We start from the raw sequence: 18,061 nt of genomic DNA, 5'->3' as shown, positions 1-18,061 counted from the left end.
GGTAAGGCGAAGCCGCCACCCGGCAATCACAGCTAAAATGCCTGCCCCACTTTCAGCACCGCCGCGATATTCCTTGCGGCCATCCTGACGTTCTCGCTGGCATTTTCAAGCGCGTCTTCCAGCGAGCAGATGGTGTAGATCACGCTAAACACCGCATCAATGCCGTGATCGTGTACCACGCCAACGTCCGCCGTCAGGCTGCCTGCAATGCCGATAACGGGTTTGTTAAAGCGTTTTGCCACTCTCGCCACGCCCACCGGGACTTTGCCGTGGATCGTCTGGCTGTCGATGCGGCCTTCTCCCGTGATCACCAGATCCGCATCGGCCACCTGGTCGGCCAGGTGTAGCGCATCGGTCACGATCTCAATGCCCTGGCGCAGCTGCGCGCCGCAAAAGGCGTACAGCGCGGCCCCCATGCCACCCGCCGCGCCGCCGCCAGCAAGGTTTAGCACGTCGATATCCAGATCCCGGGCAATGACTCTCGCATATTGTGCCAGCGCGTTGTCCAGGGTAACGATCATCTCGGGAGTGGCACCCTTTTGCGGGCCAAATACGGCTGACGCGCCATCCTTACCGGTGAGCGGATTCGTCACATCACAGGCGACTTCTATCCGGCACTCAGCCAGACGTCTGTCCAGCCCGCTCAGGTCGATACGCGCGAGTTTTCCCAGCTCGCCTCCGCCCTGCCCAAGGGGCTGTTCGCTGTCGTCCAGCAGCTTTGCCCCCAACGCCTGCACCATCCCTGCTCCGCCGTCATTGGTGGCGCTGCCGCCGATGCCGATGATGATATGCTTAACGCCCGCATCCAGCGCGTGACGAATAAGTTCGCCCGTGCCCCACGAGGTGGTTTTCAGGGGATTACGCTGCGAAGGGACGACCAGCTCCAGGCCGCTTGCCGCCGCCATTTCAATAAAGGCACTCTGCTCGTCACCGGATAAGCCATAAAACCCTTCCACGCGCTCACCCAGCGGGCCGGTCACCGGAACATGCACAATGCGTCCCTGCGTTGCCGCGATCATCGCCTCAACCGTCCCTTCGCCACCGTCCGCGACCGGCAGTTTGACGTAAACCGCCTCGGGGAAGATCTCGCGAAAACCACGTTCTATCGCTGTCGCAACCTCAAGCGCACTCAAACTTTCCTTATACGAGTCCGGTGCGATAACAATTTTCATAAGCCATCCTTACGCATAGTCGTTACGTTAAGCATACACCACGTAAAAGACCGCCAATGGGAGCGGTCCCAATGCGTTTATCGTACCATGCACGGGCGTTTATTGTCGAATGTCCAGTCCGGGATCAGATACTGCATCGCCATCGCGTCGTCGCGCGCGCCCAGACCGTGTTTCTGATACAGCTCGTTGGCCTTCATGACCTGGTCCATATCCAGCTCAACTCCCAGCCCCGGGGTAGAAGGCACCTGCACCATGCCACCTTTGATCTCAAACGGCTGCTTAGTCAGACGCTGGTTACCTTCCTGCCAGATCCAGTGCGTATCGATAGCGGTAATCGTGCCCGGCGCGGCGGCGGCAACGTGCGTGAACATCGCCAGCGACACGTCGAAGTGGTTGTTAGAGTGCGAGCCCCAGGTCAGGCCAAACTCATGGCACATTTGCGCCACGCGCACCGACCCCTGCATCGTCCAGAAGTGCGGGTCCGCCAGCGGAATATCAACAGACTGCAAGGACAGGGTGTGTCCCATCTGACGCCAGTCGGTCGCAATCATATTGGTCGCGGTCGGCAGCCCCGTTGCGCGGCGGAATTCCGCCATGACTTCACGTCCTGAGAAGCCTTGCTCAGCCCCACACGGATCTTCCGCATACGCCAGCACGCCTTTCAGCTGTTTACCGATCGCAATGGCCTCCTTAAGCGACCATGCGCCGTTCGGATCCAGCGTCACGCGTGCCTGCGGGAAACGTTTTGCCAGCGCGGTGACGGCTTCCGCCTCTTCCTCACCGGCCAGCACGCCGCCTTTCAGTTTGAAATCATTAAAACCATATTTTTCATAAGCGGCTTCCGCCAGGCGCACCACCGCGTCCGGGGTCATCGCCTCGTCGTGGCGGAGTCGGTACCAGTCGCATTGTTCATCCGGCTGGCTCTGATAAGGCAACGGCGTCAGCCTGCGGTCGCCGACAAAGAACAGATAGCCCAGCATTTCCACTTCGCTGCGCTGCTGACCCTCGCCCAGCAGCGACGCAACGTTAACGCCCAGATGCTGGCCCAGCAGATCCAACATGGCGGATTCAATCCCGGTCACCACGTGAATGGTGGTGCGCAGATCGAAGGTCTGCAGACCACGCCCTCCGGCATCGCGATCGGCAAAGGTGTTGCGCACGGTGTTGAGGATATTTTTGTACTCACCCAGCGTTTTGCCCACCACCAGCGGAATGGCATCTTCCAGCGTTTGGCGGATCTTCTCCCCGCCCGGAATTTCGCCCACGCCCGTATGGCCGGAATTGTCTTTGATAATGACAATGTTGCGGGTAAAGAATGGCGCATGCGCGCCGCTCAGGTTCATCAACATGCTGTCATGGCCCGCAACCGGAACGATCTGCATGGCGGTAACTACTGGGGTAGAAAAAGTACTCATCGTTCAATCCTTTTATCAGTGACGTCCGAAAACAGGGCGCTTACGGTCAAATGTCCAGCCGGGGATCAGGTACTGCATCGGGCCCGCGTCGTTACGCGCGCCGCCCGGTAGCTTTTTATACGCCTCATGGGCTTTATGGATCTGATCCCAGTCAATCTCCACGCCCAGGCCCGGCGCATCCGGTACGGCAATCTTGCCGTTGATGATTTCCAGCGGATTTTTCGTCAGGCGGGCTTCCCCTTCCTGCCAAATCCAGTGGGTGTCGATGGCGGTCGGGTTACCCGGCGCCGCCGCGCCAACGTGGGTAAACATCGCCAGCGAAATATCAAAGTGATTGTTCGAGTGACAGCCCCAGGTCAGCCCCCAGTCATCGCACAGCTGCGCCACGCGCACTGCGCCTGAAAGCGTCCAGAAGTGCGGGTCCGCCAGCGGTATGTCAACGGCGTTCAGCATCACCGCGTGACCCATTTCACGCCAGTTGGTGGCGATCATATTGGTCGCGACAGGCAGCCCGGTGGCGCGACGGAACTCGGCCATGACTTCACGGCCCGAGAAGCCCTGCTCCGCGCCGCAGGGGTCTTCCGCATAGGTCAGGACATCCCCCAGCCCTTTGCACAGGCTAATCGCTTCATCCAGCAGCCATGCACCATTGGGATCGACGGTGATCCGTGCATCCGCAAAGCGTTTTTTCAGCGCCCGGGCCGTTTCAATCTCCTGCTCGCCGGGCAGCACGCCGCCCTTCAGCTTGAAATCCTTAAAGCCGTAGCGATCCTGCGCCGCCTCGGCCAACCGCACCACCGCGTCGCTGGAGAGCGCTTCCTGGTGGCGCAGGCGATACCAGTCGTGATCGCCCGTGGATCGCGCCAGATAGGGGAGATCGGTTTTATTGCGATCGCCCACGTAGAACAGATAGCCCAGCACGGTAACCGCATCGTGCTGTTTGCCGGGCCCCAGCAGCTCGCAAACCGGAACATTCAGCGCCTTACCCAGTAAATCGAGCAGGGCGGCCTCCAGGGCGGCGACCGCGTTGACCCGCAGTTCAAACGTCCAGGCACCTTTACCGAACGTATCAAAGTCTGCCGACTGATTGCCCTTATGCACCCGCTGAACCACCTTGTTCAGACGGGCGAGCTCCTGGCCCACGACCTGCGGAATGGCATCGACCAGCGTCTGGTAAATCACCTCTCCGCCGGGGGCCTCGCCCACGCCGGTATTCCCTGCGCTGTCTTTCAGCACGACGATATTACGGGTAAACCAGGCGTTATGCGCACCGCCAATATTGAGCAGCATGCTGTCCTGCCCGGCCACCGGGATGACCTTCATCTCCGTGACGGTTGGACTCGATTGCGTTGTCATCATCCACGCTCCGCTACAGGTTTAAGTTCGACGCGCTTGATATCCCCCACCAGCACCAGGTAACTCAGCACCGCCACCAGCGCATGTACCCCGACATAAATCAGCGCACCGTTAAAGGAGCCGGTGGTGCCAACGATGTAGCCGATAGCGATTGGCGTCACAATCCCGGAGATGTTGCCGAACATGTTGAACAGACCGCCGCTCAGGCCGCTGATCTCTTTCGGTGCCGTATCCGCCATCACCGCCCAGCCCAGCGCGCCAATGCCTTTGCCGAAGAAGGCCATCGCCATAAAGCCGATAATCATCCATTCGGCATTGACGTAGTTACAGAACACCATGGTCATGGAGAGCAGCATGCCGAGCACAATCGGCGTTTTACGCGCGATGTTCAGTGACCCCGTGCGGCGCATCAGCCAGTCGGAAATCACCCCGCCGAGCACGCCGCCGACGAAGCCGCAGATTGCCGGGACCGAGGCGACAAATCCCGCTTTCAGAATCGACATGCCGCGCGCCTGCACCAGGTACACCGGGAACCAGGTGATGAAGAAGTAGGTTAAGGCGTTAATACAGTACTGGCCCAGATAGATGCCGATCATCATGCGCGAGCCGACGAGCTGCTTGATCTGCGCCCATTTCTGGCTGAACGGGACTTTTGCTTTTGCGGATTTCTGATCCATGTTGATCAGCGCTCCGCCTTCCGCGATGTACTGCAGCTCTTTTTTGTTCACGCCAGGATGCTGGTTGGGTTCGTGGATCACTTTCAGCCAGACGAAGCTGATGACGATCCCAAGCCCGCCCATGAAGAAGAAGACGTGTGACCAGCCCACCTCATGTGTCAGCCAGCCCATGATTGGCGCGAAGATCACCGTTGCGAAGTACTGTGCTGAGTTGAAAATCGCCACCGCCGTTCCCCTCTCCTGCGCCGGGAACCATGCCGCCACAATTCGGCTGTTGCCCGGGAAGGAAGGCGCTTCCGCTAAGCCTACCAGGAAGCGCAGCGTGAAAAGCGCCACGATAATGCCGAAGCCGCTGAAGATATCGACGAAACCCTGCAACAGGGTAAACATCGACCAGATAAAGATGGACCAGAAATAGACGCGTTTAGATCCAAAACGGTCCAGCAGCCAGCCGCCAGGAATTTGCCCGATGACGTAGGCCCATGAGAATGCGGAGAAAACGTAACCCATGCCCACGGGATCAAGGCCGATATCTTTTGCCATTTCCGAACCGGCAATCGACAGCGTGGCGCGGTCACCATAGTTAAAGGACGTGACGATAAAAAGCATCACCACTATCCAGTAGCGGGCGTTGGTGCGCTTTTCAGCGCTGCTCGCTGCGTGGCTTAATGTACTCATTGTTGCACTCCTGAAACATAGCTTTCGCCTGGTTCATTCTGTACAGCACCGGTAGGGTAATCAGAATGAGACTTGTGTTTTGTCGTTTTGGTACGGCCTGAAGCCGTTTTATAGTGACCGGGAAAGTATATGAAGGAGTGACACGTTCTCTCACCGTGCAGAAACACAGTATTGAAGGGTGTATGAGAGGTTGTTTATGGCATAAGCCCAAGGGAGTGGAAGGTGGTTCACGGAATTGAGGATTTGCTGCGGCTTCGTTGCCGGGTGGCGGCTCCGCCTGACCCGGCCTGGAAAACCCGTAGGCCCGCGCAAGCGAAGCGCCGCCGGGCAGCGGGTTATTTGAGAAGTGAGGCCCAGTTCTCCACCCACGGGTTTGATTCGCTTTCTGGCTCCGGGTGCTCCCCGGCATCAATCAGCAGCATCTCGCCGACGCGCTGGGCGCTCTGTTCCTGCAGGAGCGCATCGAACTGCTTGCCGCCGCCGCAGAAGTTGGCGTAAGAGCTGTCGCCCAGGGCAATGATGCCGTAGTGCACGTTCGGCTGATAGCCAAGCTGGTCTTTAATGCCCTGGAACAGCGGCACAATGCTGTCGGGCAGATCGCCCTGCCCGGTGGTGGAGGTCACCACCAGAATGTATTTATCTTGATACTTTTGCCAGTCCGCCAGTTCCGGGTCTTCATAGACCGTGGCTTTATGGCCCTGGCTGGCGAGTATTGCCTCAGCCTCTTCCGCAACCAGCAGCGAGTTGCCGTACATTGTGCCGACAAAAATGCCTACTTCAGCCATGATATTTTCCCATAATGAATGCGTTTACCGTTCATCCTGAACGTTGCCCGATACAAACTCAACCCTTTCATTTTCGGGGAGTTGTCCCAGCCAGCCAAACTGTGACAGCGCCTGCATCCAGACGTCGTCCAGCCCCGCACGGATAGTCAGCGGTTCGCCGGTAAACGGGTGCGTCAGGCTCAGCTCGCTGGCGTGCAGCATCAGACGATGGCAGCCAAAGTGTTCGGCCGCGCTGCGGTTCTGGCGCAAATCACCGTGTTTGCTGTCGCCAATAATCGGGTGGCGCAGGTGGGCAAGGTGGCGTCGCAGCTGGTGCTTGCGCCCGGTTTTAGGCAGAAGCTCAACCAGGCTGTAGCGTGTGGTCGGAAATTTGCTGGTTGCCACCGGCATTTCGGTCGTCGCCATGCCGCGATAATCCGTCACGGCGGGCTGCGGACCTTTGTCATCGCGGGCAAATTTATCGGCGATTTTGTCCAGCTCTTCCACCAGCGGATAGTCCAGCGTGGCGGCTTCCGTCAGCCAGCCGCGGACGATCGCATGGTAGCGCTTTTGCATCTGATGCTGTTCGAACTGCTGTGACAGCAGGCGTCCCGCCTCGCTGGAAAGCCCCATCAGCAGCACGCCGGAGGTCGGCCTGTCGAGACGATGGGCGGTAAAAACATGCTGACCAATCTGGTCGCGAACGGTCTGCATCACCACCACCTTCTCATCACGATCGAGCCAGCTGCGGTGTACCAGCCAGCCTGACGGTTTATTTACCGCCACCAGCCACTCGTCCTGATAGAGGATCTCAAGCGTCATGCATCGTCACCGGCAAACAGGGCATCCAGTTTTTCCAGTTCGACCAGCATCACGTCGCGCGCAGGGTGCGTTGCCTCGAGCGCCATTTCATAGTAGGGAGAGACAGCAAACGCCTGCGGCAGCGGGTGACCGCCCTCAAGCAGGGCGTGCATGCGTGGAATTAACACCCACTGCAGCCACTCAAACGGGGCCAGCGTATCCAGGCAGAAGGGCTGGGTGCTCGCGAACGCTTCTGGCTGCGGCGCGATCTCCTGCCACAGCTGATGTTGGCGCAAAAGGGCTTCGATGGCGTGCAACTGAGCACGAACGCTATCGTGTTGCGTCATAGTAACCTCAACTGAAAAAATGAACGGCGCGCAGCATAGCATTGCGGAAGGCAGAAATAAAAAAAGGGAGCACTGTAAAAACAGTGCTCCCGGTTCGTTCCGCAGCATTCCAGCTACAATTCGTGCTCCCTGCTCATCCGTGACAACTTTTCCTGAAGCCCGAAGGCCTGGTCATCCGTAAACCGTTGCATCCTGCACACATCTTCCTGACGTGTTTGTTTCATCCTGAAACGTCCTGGCCTTCCTGACCCACCGACCATCCTGACCGGCTCTCGTTCTCCTTCCTGGAGGTGTCCCTTACGCATCCTGCGTTATCCACTTTGCTTCATCCTGAAGCCTTCCTGCAGCGCCATCCTGACGAGTCCTGAGTGAGATACGCCATCATCCTGATGTTCGTTTCTCGTGTCGGCGTCCTGTCGACGGAGATAGAATCCGCTATTCCGCTTCGTCTTACAACCCACCCTTACGGGGTTGTAAGCCGTAAGAAATCCCTAAAAACGATGCAATGAACCACTAATCCATTGAAAAATAGAGTGATATTAATCTGAATTAAATAAGGTAATACTGAATGTTCCAGCGATCTCTCACAAACCTTGTAAGAGATCTCTCACACGCGCTATAGCATCATGGATTACAGAAGTGGCTCAAGTCGGGTGAGGAAGTCCGCAAGAGAGGGGGCGAGAGTCTCGCGATTGCGGGTACCGATAGTCTCTTTAACCACTTCACCTGACAGGTTACAGACGGATAACACATCCAGTTCGCTGTCCAGCGTGGCAATAAAGAGCGTCGGAGAAAGCTTAAGGCGTTTTTGCGTGACCAGATGACCAATCAGGTTTTCCTGAACACGCTGCAGATCGTCTTCGCTCCAGGTCTGCAACAGCGTCAGCGTGATATCAGCAAAGCGCGCGGGCATATCCCCTGCGAACTGAGTAGTATAAAACGCGTGAACCGCTGGTTGTACCACAATGTCCATTGCCCGTTCAACCGCATTTACATTTTGCTCGCCGGTATTGGGCTTCGGCTGCCAGATAACGTAATCCTCAAGCGAAGAGATAATGCACGGCGAGGGTACGCCATATAAATCAGCACTTTGCGGCCACGAGCCCTGCTTTTCATGCCATGCGTCGCAATAGCGGGTCGTGAAGGTAGTGAGGGCATTTGCAGTTTCGATGTCCACCGATTTCTCTCTTCTTGTCAGACAGGATAAACTCAGCCCATAAGTGTACCTGTAAAGTGGCTATGAAACATGTCTTACGAAAATCATCAGGCGTTAACCGGCTTAACGCTGGGTAAATCGACCGATTACCGCGATACCTACGATGCAGGCCTGCTGCAGGGCGTGCCGCGCAGCCTGAATCGCGATCCTCTGGGTCTGCATGCGGACGCATTGCCGTTTGTCGGCGGCGATATCTGGACGCTGTACGAACTCTCCTGGCTTAACGCACGCGGTCTGCCGCAGGTGGCGGTGGGCCACGTTGAGCTGGATTACGCCAGCGTTAATCTCGTCGAGTCCAAAAGCTTTAAGCTCTATCTCAACAGTTTTAACCAGACAAAATTCAACAGCTGGGATGACGTTCAGCACACCCTGGAGCGTGATTTAAGCGCCTGCGCGCAGGGAAAGGTAAGCGTTTCACTGTATCGCCTGCACGAGCTGGAAGGGCAGCCGGTCGCCCACTTCAACGGGACCTGCATCGACGATCAGGATATCGAGGTGGAGAATTATGAATTCAGCGCCGATTATCTCGAAAACGCGGCGAGCGGAAAGGTAGTCGAAGAGACGCTGGTCAGCCATCTGCTGAAATCCAACTGCCTGATCACCCACCAGCCGGACTGGGGCTCGGTGCAGATCCAGTACCGCGGCCCGAAAATCGACCGGGAAAAATTGCTGCGCTACCTGGTGTCGTTCCGCCATCACAACGAATTCCACGAGCAGTGCGTGGAGCGTATCTTTAGCGATATTCAGCGTTTCTGCCAGCCAGAAAAACTGAGCGTTTATGCGCGCTACACCCGCCGCGGCGGGCTGGACATCAACCCGTGGCGCACCAACACCGATTTTGTACCTGCGACGGGACGGCTGGTGCGTCAATAATATAAATATTTTCACAATATGCGCGGTATCTTCCGCGCTTTAGGTTGTGAAACGTCACGCGCCAGGGCTATTGTAATCAACAGGGAAAGACGATAATCGTCCCGTAAGGAGCTCACTTGATTACACATATTAGCCCGCTTGGCTCAATGGATATGTTGTCGCAGCTGGAAGTGGACATGCTTAAGCGCACGGCCAGCAGCGATCTTTATCAACTGTTTCGTAACTGTTCACTTGCCGTACTGAACTCCGGAAGCCTGACAGATAACAGTAAAGAACTGCTGTCCCGCTTCGAAAGCTTTGATATCAACGTGCTGCGCCGCGAGCGTGGCGTGAAGCTTGAAGTCATCAACCCGCCGGAAGAGGCCTTTGTCGACGGGCGCATCATTCGTTCACTTCAGGCTAACCTGTTTGCCGTGCTGCGCGACATTCTGTTTGTTAACGGGCAGATCCACAACGCAGGCCGTTTTCAGCATCTCGACCTGGAAAGCTCGGTCCATATCACCAACCTGGTGTTCTCCATTTTGCGTAACGCCCGTGCCCTGCACGTGGGTGAAGCGCCGAACATGGTCGTCTGCTGGGGCGGTCACTCCATTAACGAAACCGAATACCTTTATGCCCGTCGGGTGGGCACCCAGCTCGGCCTGCGCGAGCTGAATATCTGTACCGGCTGTGGTCCGGGTGCAATGGAAGCACCAATGAAAGGTGCGGCAGTCGGTCACGCGCAGCAGCGTTACAAAGAGGGACGGTTTATCGGCATGACCGAGCCGTCCATCATCGCCGCTGAGCCACCTAACCCGCTGGTTAACGAGCTGATTATCATGCCGGATATCGAAAAACGTCTTGAAGCGTTTGTCCGTATCGCTCATGGCATCATCATCTTCCCGGGCGGCGTGGGAACGGCGGAAGAGCTGCTCTATCTGCTGGGTATTCTGATGAACCCGGCCAACAAAGATCAGGTTCTGCCGCTGATCCTTACCGGGCCGAAAGAGAGCGCCGACTACTTCCGCGTGCTGGACGAGTTTATCGTGCACACGCTGGGTGAAGCCGCGCGTCGTCACTATCGCATCATCATTGACGATGCCGCAGAAGTGGCTCGCCAGATGAAAAAAGCGATGCCATTGGTGAAAGAGAACCGTCGCGATACCGGCGATGCGTACAGCTTTAACTGGTCAATCCGCATCGCGCCGGACCTGCAGATCCCGTTCGAGCCAACGCATGAAAATATGGCGAACCTGAAACTCTACCCCGACCAGCCGGTGGAAGTTCTGGCGGCCGATCTGCGTCGTGCCTTCTCCGGGATTGTGGCGGGCAACGTCAAAGAGATGGGCATCCGCGCCATTGAACAGTACGGTCCGTACAAGATCCACGGCGACCCGGAGATGATGCGCCGTATGGACGACATGCTGCAAGGCTTCGTCGCTCAGCACCGCATGAAGCTGCCAGGATCCGCCTACATTCCTTGCTACGAAATCTGCACCTAACGCTTAGCAGCGTCTCATCAAAACCGGGTCGCCCTCTCGCGCGTCCCGGTTTTTTTTTACCGAAGCAATTCATAGGCATCACTTATGTCTTTTACAAACTATTCACAAACGCAAACGATTACCTCATTTTTACAACCGTAAGTTATCAGCCTTAATCCAAATTACCCGCCAGAAAATCCTAAAAACCCAAATCTTTACAGCTAAAGACACCTATATCACGGGTCGGTCTTTCAGCTCACATGTCGTTGGTGGTAGCCTTCGCGCCCGTAAATTCTCTTTGATGTTTTTTTAACAGATAAATGGTCTAAAGATGCCCACATCATAAGTGGATTATTGCATTTGGGATCAGGATCACTGATAGATTCATAACTAGAATGTATCTTTCCGCCCGCCAATAGTTACGGGTGAAAATTATTAAAAAACCGTCACTGAACGAATTTCATATTACCGTCAGGCACTTTTTCATCGGATTTGACTAAAAAACCTGACAATTCGCTTCCTCCAGGAGATATAGATGGAAACCACTCAAACCAGCACCGTTGCTTCGATTGAATCCCGAAGTGGTTGGCGCAAAACGGATACCATGTGGATGCTTGGCCTTTACGGCACGGCAATCGGCGCTGGTGTACTGTTCCTTCCTATCAACGCAGGCGTCGGCGGTCTGATCCCGCTGATCATTATGGCTATCATCGCTTTCCCGATGACCTTCTTTGCACACCGCGGTCTGACCCGCTTCGTGCTGTCCGGTAAAAACCCGGGCGAAGACATCACTGAAGTTGTTGAAGAGCATTTTGGCGTTGGCGCAGGTAAACTGATTACCCTGCTCTACTTCTTCGCGATTTACCCTATTCTGCTGGTCTACAGCGTGGCGATCACCAACACCGTTGAAAGCTTCATGATGCACCAGCTGCACATGACGCCGCCTCCGCGTGCGATTCTGTCTCTGATCCTGATTGTGGGCATGATGACCATCGTGCGCTTCGGTGAGCAGATGATTGTGAAAGCAATGAGCGTACTGGTCTTCCCGTTCGTTATTGCTCTGATGGTGCTGGCTTGCTACCTGATCCCACAGTGGAACGGCGCAGCGCTGGAAACCCTGTCCCTGAGCAGCGCATCGGCAACCGGTAACGGCCTGCTGATGACCCTCTGGCTGGCGATTCCGGTGATGGTGTTCTCTTTCAACCACTCCCCAATCATCTCCTCTTTCGCCGTTGCGAAACGTGAAGAGTACGGTAATGGCGCAGAGAAGAAGTGCTCCAGCATCCTGGCACGCGCTCACATCATGATGGTACTGACCGTGATGTTCTTCGTCTTCAGCTGCGTACTGAGCCTCTCCCCGGCGGATCTGGCGGCAGCGAAAGAGCAGAACATCTCTATTCTGTCTTACCTGGCGAACCACTTTAACGCACCGGTCATTGCGTGGATGGCGCCTATCATCGCGATTATCGCCATCACCAAATCCTTCCTGGGCCACTACCTCGGCGCACGTGAAGGCTTCAACGGTATGGTGATTAAATCTCTGCGCGGTAAAGGCAAGAGCATTGAAATCAACAAGCTGAACAAAATCACTGCACTGTTCATGCTGCTCACCACCTGGGCGGTAGCAACGCTGAACCCAAGCATCCTGGGCATGATTGAAACCCTGGGCGGCCCGGTCATCGCGATGATTCTGTTCCTGATGCCGATGTACGCGATTCAGAAAGTCCCTGCTATGCGCAAGTACAGCGGTCATGTGAGCAACGTCTTTGTGGTTATCATGGGTCTTATCGCAATCTCTGCGATCTTCTACTCCCTGTACACCATGTTCTGATTATCACCCGCGCCGTCTTCGGACGGCGCACTCCTCCCTCTCTGACTGAAAGCAATGGACGCATCATGATTAGCGTATTCGATATCTTCAAAATCGGTATTGGTCCTTCCAGCTCTCACACCGTCGGACCAATGAAAGCCGGTAAGCAGTTCACGGATGACTTGATTGCACGCGGCATCTTGCATGACATTACCCGCGTGGTTGTCGATGTATACGGCTCGCTTTCCCTGACCGGGAAAGGCCACCATACCGATATCGCCATTATCATGGGCCTGGCGGGAAATCTGCCGGATACCGTTGATATTGATGCGATCCCTGGCTTCATCCAGGATGTGAACACCCACGGTCGCCTGCTGCTAGCGAACGGTGAGCATGAGGTTGAATTCCCGGTTGACCACTGCATGAATTTCCATGCGGACAACCTGTCGCTGCACGAAAACGGCATGCGCATTACCGCGCTGGCTGGCGACAAAGCGGTATACAGCCAGACGTATTACTCTATCGGCGGCGGTTTTATCGTCGACGAAGACCACTTTGGTCAAACCGATAACGCTTCTGTCGAGGTGCCGTATCCGTACAAAACGGCGGCGGATCTTCAGCGTCACTGCCAGGAGACGGGCCTTTCCCTTTCCGGCTTGATGATGAAAAACGAGCTGGCACTGCACAGCAAAGAAGAGCTCGAACAGCACTTCACTAACGTCTGGGAAGTGATGCGCGGCGGTATTGAGCGTGGGATCACCACCGAAGGCGTTCTGCCTGGCAAGCTTCGCGTGCCGCGTCGTGCTGCAGCACTGCGCCGTATGCTGGTGAGCACCGACAAAACGACAACGGACCCGATGGCCGTCGTAGACTGGATCAACATGTTCGCCCTGGCGGTGAACGAAGAGAACGCCGCAGGGGGCCGTGTGGTCACCGCGCCGACTAACGGTGCCTGCGGCATCGTTCCGGCGGTGCTGGCGTACTACGACAAGTTTATCCGTGAAGTGAACGCGAACTCACTGGCACGCTACCTGCTGGTCGCCAGTGCGATTGGTTCGCTGTATAAGATGAACGCGTCCATTTCCGGTGCGGAAGTGGGCTGTCAGGGTGAAGTCGGCGTGGCGTGCTCCATGGCGGCGGCGGGTCTGGCCGAACTGTTGGGTGCGAGCCCGACACAGGTTTGCATTGCTGCGGAAATCGGCATGGAACATAACCTGGGACTGACCTGTGACCCGGTTGCCGGACAGGTACAGGTGCCGTGCATCGAACGTAACGCGATTGCCTCCGTGAAGGCGGTGAACGCGGCACGTATGGCGCTGCGCCGCACCAGCGAGCCGCGCGTCTGTCTCGATAAGGTTATCGAAACCATGTACGAAACCGGTAAAGATATGAACGCCAAATACCGCGAAACCTCTCGCGGCGGCCTTGCGATGAAGATCGTGACCTGCGATTAAGCCTCTCAGGAAGCCTCGTTTTGCGAGGCTTCTTCCTGTTTTCCCCACCATTCATAGTTTCACGCTGCTGACAGTGTTACCCTTCACGCATGAGATAGAAGGGAGATTATCTGTGGCCGTTCATTTACTTATCGTCGATGCTCTTAACCTGATTCGCCGTATCCATGCGGTACAGGGGACGCCTTGTAAAGACACCTGCCTGCACGCGCTGGAACAGCTTATTCGCCACAGTGAGCCCACCCACGCGGTCGCGGTATTTGATGACGAAGCCCGCAACACGGGCTGGCGACACCAGCGTCTGCCGGACTACAAAGCCGGACGCGCACCGATGCCGGACGATCTTCACGCTGAATTGCCCATGCTGCGCGCTGCATTTGAACAGCGGGGCGTCCCCTGCTGGGGCGCACACGGAAACGAAGCCGACGATCTCGCGGCCACCCTCGCCGTAAAGGTGGCAAGTGCCGGGTATCAGGCCACTATCGTTTCAACTGACAAAGGCTACTGCCAGCTGCTCTCCCCGACTATCCGCATTCGCGACTATTTTCAAAAACGCTGGCTGGACGCGCCGTTTATCGCCAGCGAGTTCGGCGTCTCGCCTGAGCAACTGCCGGATTACTGGGGGCTGGCAGGCATCAGCAGCTCCAAGGTGCCGGGTGTCGCCGGTATTGGGCCGAAGAGCGCCGCACTGCTGCTGACCGATTTTCAGAGTCTGGAAGGGATTTACGCCCGTCTGGATGAGGTACCAGAAAAGTGGCGCAAGAAGCTGGAGGCGCATAAAGAGATGGCCTTTATCTGCCGGGAAATCGCAACGCTACAGACGGATTTACAGCTGGACGGGAATTTACAGCAGCTGAGATTAGAGCGTTAATATCCCCTCACCCTAACCCTCTCCCCATGGGGGAGAGGGAACTGCACGGTGCGGTCTTTTCCCCCTCGCCCCTTTGGGGAGAGGGCCGGGGTGAGGGGCAATCAGCGCACTATCGCTCGTCGCGACGTCCGCCGACCGCAGCCCACCAGCGACGAATATGCACCGTCACCTCTTCACGGTCGTGATACAGCTGACGCGCCTGGATCTCTACGTTAATACCGTTTTCGTCCATTTGTTCCTGAATGTACGCCAGGTTCTGCGACACTTCCTCATAGCGCTTTTTCATCGGCAGCTTGAGGTTGAAAATGGTCTCACGACACCAGCCGTTCACCAGCCAGGAGGCCATCAGCGCGGCGACTTTTGCCGGCTTCTCTACCATATCGCACACCATCCACGAGATGTTGTTACGGTTCGGGCGATAGCGGAAACCGTCTTCACGCAGCCAGGTGACCTGTCCGGTGTCCATCAGGCTTTGCGCCATTGGACCGTTATCAACGGACGATACCCACATATTGCGTTTCACCAGCTGATAGGTCCAGCCGCCCGGGCACGCGCCAAGGTCGACGGCGTACATGCCGTTTGCCAGACGCTCATCCCACTCATCTGCCGGGATAAAGACGTGGAACGCCTCTTCCAGCTTGAGCGTGGAACGGCTTGGCGCATCGGACGGGAAGCGCAAACGCGGAATGCCCATAAAGAAGGGAGAGTTGTTGGTGGTGTAAGAATAGCCTGTATAGCAGCAGCCCGGTGCGATAAAGAAGATATGCACCACCGGACGCTTCGGCGTTTCGTAGTTCGTCAGCACGCCCGCATCACGCAGCGCCGCACGCAGCGGCACGGTGAACTTACGGCAGAACTTCATCAGCTCTTTACTTTCGTTGGTATCCGCCACTTCAACGCGCAGATCGCCGCCCTTCTCCACCACGCCCTGCAGCATGCCAACAATTGGCGTGATGCGGTCTTCCGGCGGAAGATCCTTCAGCAGCTCACCCGCGACAAACATCTGGCGAGCGAAGATCAGCGAGCTGAACGGCAGCTCGCGCGCCAGCTTGTCGGCGTCTTCAGGCTGATAGCACTCGAATACCACATAGCCCGCGTTCTCTTTTACGCGGGCAAAGCCGAAGACTTCGCGCTTCGCCGCTTTATCGGTAATTTCCGCGGCGCACTCTTTCTCAAACCCCGGGCGACAATATAAAACAACCTTATTCATGAACAACGCCCTTGCGTTTCAGACGGATAGCTCCGATAAACATTAATACCCAACCCGCCAGGAAGCTGAAGCCACCGACAGGTGTAACGAACGCCCACAGGCGCAGATGTGAGAGCGCAAGGCAGTACAGGCTACCGCTGAACAACACGGTACCCAGCGCCATAAAAACGCTGCTCCAGTAAAACCAGATACTGATACGACGCTGCATCGCCACCGCCAGCCCAAAAATCGCCAGCGTATGGAAGGCCTGATATTCAAGGCCGGTCTGGATCCAGCCCATCTCTACTGCGCCCAAAGACTTGCTTAATACATGTGCGCCAAAGGCGCCCAGTGCAACAAAAATAAAGCCACTCACCGCGGCAAAAATCAGCATGAATCGGCTGGTCATGTTTAAGTCCTGAATTGATGCGTGCCCGGCACACAAACGTTATTGCTCATACCTGAAGCGGAATTTTTCTTGCTCGGTTGCCGCTTTCGCCAGTATCCACTGCCGGAAAGCGGCTATTTTACCCAGTTCTGCCTGACTGTCATGACAAACCAGATAAAACGCATTCTTGCTGACCAGTACATCATTAAAAGGGCAAACCAGGCGGCCTGCCTCAATTTCGGACTGCGCCATGACGTTGTTCGCCAACGCCACGCCCTGCCCGTGAATGGCAGCCTGTAACACCATCGCACTGTGGCTAAAGATGGGTCCCTGCTGCACGTTTATATGTGTAAGACCTAATTGACGGGTATAAGTTTGCCAGTCGCGGCGAGAGGCATCATGCAAAAGCGTATGCTGAGCCAGGTCAGCGGGTGACTTCAGCGCCTTTTCACCTGTTAACAGCAGGGGAGAACAGACCGGCAGGAGATATTCTGCGTATAATTTTTCAACACGCAAGCCCGGCCAGTTACCGCGACCATAAAAAATGGCAACATCGACGTCATCGGCCAGCTTGTCCTCCTGGCGATCTACCGCCTGGATTCGAACGTCGATCCCCGGATAAGCTGAGTTAAAGCTTGAGAGTCTGGGCACCAGCCAATGAATGGCAAAACTGGGCAATAAACTGACAGTCAGGGCACCTTTTGCACTGCGAGCCTGCAGCTTACGCGTGGCTTCCGTAAGCTGGGAAAAAATCTCTTTAATATCCTGAAAATAGCTCTGCCCCTCTTCGGTCAACAGCAACGAACGGTTGCGTCGACGAAACAGCTTAAGGCCCAGAAAATCCTCCAGAGACTTGATTTGGTGACTTACTGCGGCCTGTGTCACAAAAAGCTCATCTGCTGCGCGGGTAAAGCTCAGGTGACGTGCTGCTGCATCAAAAACACGTAATGCATTGAGGGGTGGCAATCGCTTTGACATGGTTATCTGGCTTAGATGTTAACGGATTTTAACAAACAGGAAACAACGTTTAACCTATTAGTTTTTTTTATCTGAGCCATTATAATTTGTCCGTTGAGGAACTACCAGCAAATACCTATAGTGGCGGCACTTCCTGAGCCGGAACGAAGAGCTTTTTTCGGAATGCGTGTTCTGAAGGGCTTTTGGCTTACGGTTGTGATGTTGTGTTGTTGTGTTTGCAATTGGTCTGCGATTCAGACCACGGTAGCAACGCTACCAATTTTTCACTTCCTGTACATTTACCCTGTCTGTCCATAGTGATTAATGTAGCACCGCCAATTTGCGGTGCTTTTTTTTCGCCTGCGATCCGTTAGTGCTCGATCTCTTTCATCTCTTTCACGTCCGTGCGGTTGATCTGCTGCTTGTTCCCGTTAGCATCTTTGTACGAAATCATCCCGGTATCATTATCGGTAGTCGGTTTCCCTTCCGAAACGATAGAACGACCATCGTTGGTGTGCATCACGTAGTTGTTACCAGAACAGGCGCTCAGGGCAAAAGTAAACGCACAGGCAGAAATGATTGCAGCTGTCTTATTCATGATTATTCTCCTTTAGCAATTAATGCTATTCAAACCTC

17 protein-coding genes are annotated in these 18,061 nt (G+C 55.8%); 5 read left to right on the top strand and 12 right to left on the bottom strand.

The annotated features are described in order from the left end of the window. Positions 1 to 32: 32 nt before the first annotated feature. The 8 genes from NQ230_RS04950 to syd all read right to left on the bottom strand — a co-directional run bounded on the left by NQ230_RS04950 (position 33) and on the right by syd (position 8,387). The gene (locus NQ230_RS04950; protein ID WP_121424548.1) at positions 33 to 1,172 is read right to left on the bottom strand and encodes a glycerate kinase; all 1,140 of its coding nucleotides are present in this window, start codon (positions 1,170 to 1,172) and stop codon (positions 33 to 35) included. Between the two features lie 77 nt (positions 1,173 to 1,249). Further along, positions 1,250 to 2,587 (bottom strand): glucarate dehydratase, encoded by a 1,338-nt coding sequence (gudD, locus tag NQ230_RS04945; protein WP_257260245.1) that lies wholly within the window; start codon positions 2,585 to 2,587, stop codon positions 1,250 to 1,252. Between the two features lie 15 nt (positions 2,588 to 2,602). Beyond that, positions 2,603 to 3,943: an enolase C-terminal domain-like protein gene (locus NQ230_RS04940; protein WP_257261317.1), complete on the bottom strand. Its 1,341-nt coding sequence runs from the start codon at positions 3,941 to 3,943 to the stop codon at positions 2,603 to 2,605. After that, positions 3,943 to 5,298, bottom strand: a complete 1,356-nt coding sequence (gudP, locus tag NQ230_RS04935) for a galactarate/glucarate/glycerate transporter GudP (RefSeq protein ID WP_257260244.1) — start codon at positions 5,296 to 5,298, stop codon at positions 3,943 to 3,945. The genes NQ230_RS04940 and gudP overlap by 1 nt, the downstream gene beginning before the upstream one ends. Before the next feature lie 335 nt (positions 5,299 to 5,633). Then, entirely contained in the window at positions 5,634 to 6,083 is a 450-nt protein-coding gene (locus tag NQ230_RS04930; protein WP_121424550.1) for a flavodoxin, read from the bottom strand. Between the two features lie 24 nt (positions 6,084 to 6,107). After that, complete coding sequence (gene truC, locus NQ230_RS04925; protein ID WP_023309023.1) at positions 6,108 to 6,884, bottom strand: tRNA pseudouridine(65) synthase TruC; 777 nt, start codon at positions 6,882 to 6,884, stop codon at positions 6,108 to 6,110. Then, entirely contained in the window at positions 6,881 to 7,210 is a 330-nt protein-coding gene (locus NQ230_RS04920) for a YqcC family protein (RefSeq protein WP_121424820.1), read from the bottom strand. The genes truC and NQ230_RS04920 overlap by 4 nt, the downstream gene beginning before the upstream one ends. A gap of 631 nt (positions 7,211 to 7,841) precedes the next feature. Next, complete coding sequence (gene syd / locus NQ230_RS04915; protein WP_148768935.1) at positions 7,842 to 8,387, bottom strand: SecY-interacting protein; 546 nt, start codon at positions 8,385 to 8,387, stop codon at positions 7,842 to 7,844. Positions 8,388 to 8,456: 69 nt separating this feature from the next. On the opposite strand from syd, the gene queF reads away from it, so the two are divergent. The 5 genes from queF to xni all read left to right on the top strand — a co-directional run bounded on the left by queF (position 8,457) and on the right by xni (position 14,891). Beyond that, positions 8,457 to 9,299, top strand: coding sequence for an NADPH-dependent 7-cyano-7-deazaguanine reductase QueF (gene queF / locus NQ230_RS04910; RefSeq protein WP_159514819.1), 843 nt, complete (start codon positions 8,457 to 8,459; stop codon positions 9,297 to 9,299). A 116-nt stretch (positions 9,300 to 9,415) separates the two neighbouring features. Continuing rightward, positions 9,416 to 10,780 carry a nucleotide 5'-monophosphate nucleosidase PpnN gene (gene ppnN / locus NQ230_RS04905; protein WP_023309027.1) on the top strand — a complete coding sequence of 455 codons (1,365 nt, stop codon included), beginning with the start codon at positions 9,416 to 9,418 and terminating at the stop codon, positions 10,778 to 10,780. Between the two features lie 514 nt (positions 10,781 to 11,294). Then, the gene (locus NQ230_RS04900; RefSeq protein ID WP_024909280.1) at positions 11,295 to 12,590 is read left to right on the top strand and encodes an HAAAP family serine/threonine permease; all 1,296 of its coding nucleotides are present in this window, start codon (positions 11,295 to 11,297) and stop codon (positions 12,588 to 12,590) included. A gap of 65 nt (positions 12,591 to 12,655) precedes the next feature. After that, the gene (gene sdaB, locus NQ230_RS04895; RefSeq protein ID WP_023333255.1) at positions 12,656 to 14,023 is read left to right on the top strand and encodes an L-serine ammonia-lyase II; all 1,368 of its coding nucleotides are present in this window, start codon (positions 12,656 to 12,658) and stop codon (positions 14,021 to 14,023) included. Between the two features lie 112 nt (positions 14,024 to 14,135). Continuing rightward, positions 14,136 to 14,891: a flap endonuclease Xni gene (gene xni, locus NQ230_RS04890; RefSeq protein ID WP_159514822.1), complete on the top strand. Its 756-nt coding sequence runs from the start codon at positions 14,136 to 14,138 to the stop codon at positions 14,889 to 14,891. 109 nt (positions 14,892 to 15,000) lie between these two features. Here the strand turns inward: xni and rlmM are convergent, their stop codons facing one another. The 4 genes from rlmM to NQ230_RS04870 all read right to left on the bottom strand — a co-directional run bounded on the left by rlmM (position 15,001) and on the right by NQ230_RS04870 (position 18,023). Next, positions 15,001 to 16,101, bottom strand: a complete 1,101-nt coding sequence (rlmM, locus tag NQ230_RS04885; protein ID WP_121424556.1) for a 23S rRNA (cytidine(2498)-2'-O)-methyltransferase RlmM — start codon at positions 16,099 to 16,101, stop codon at positions 15,001 to 15,003. Beyond that, positions 16,094 to 16,489 carry a DUF423 domain-containing protein gene (locus NQ230_RS04880; RefSeq protein ID WP_023309031.1) on the bottom strand — a complete coding sequence of 132 codons (396 nt, stop codon included), beginning with the start codon at positions 16,487 to 16,489 and terminating at the stop codon, positions 16,094 to 16,096. Before NQ230_RS04880 ends, rlmM begins: the two co-directional genes overlap by 8 nt. Positions 16,490 to 16,528: 39 nt before the next feature. Continuing rightward, positions 16,529 to 17,446 (bottom strand): glycine cleavage system transcriptional regulator GcvA, encoded by a 918-nt coding sequence (gcvA, locus tag NQ230_RS04875; protein ID WP_023309032.1) that lies wholly within the window; start codon positions 17,444 to 17,446, stop codon positions 16,529 to 16,531. A 349-nt stretch (positions 17,447 to 17,795) separates the two neighbouring features. Continuing rightward, positions 17,796 to 18,023, bottom strand: coding sequence for a YgdI/YgdR family lipoprotein (locus tag NQ230_RS04870; RefSeq protein WP_008499648.1), 228 nt, complete (start codon positions 18,021 to 18,023; stop codon positions 17,796 to 17,798). Positions 18,024 to 18,061 lie beyond the last annotated feature (38 nt).

It is taken from the genome of Enterobacter asburiae (assembly GCF_024599655.1).
GTDB lineage: Bacteria > Pseudomonadota > Gammaproteobacteria > Enterobacterales > Enterobacteriaceae > Enterobacter > Enterobacter asburiae_D.
This window is presented reverse-complemented; position numbering and strand designations above follow the sequence as displayed.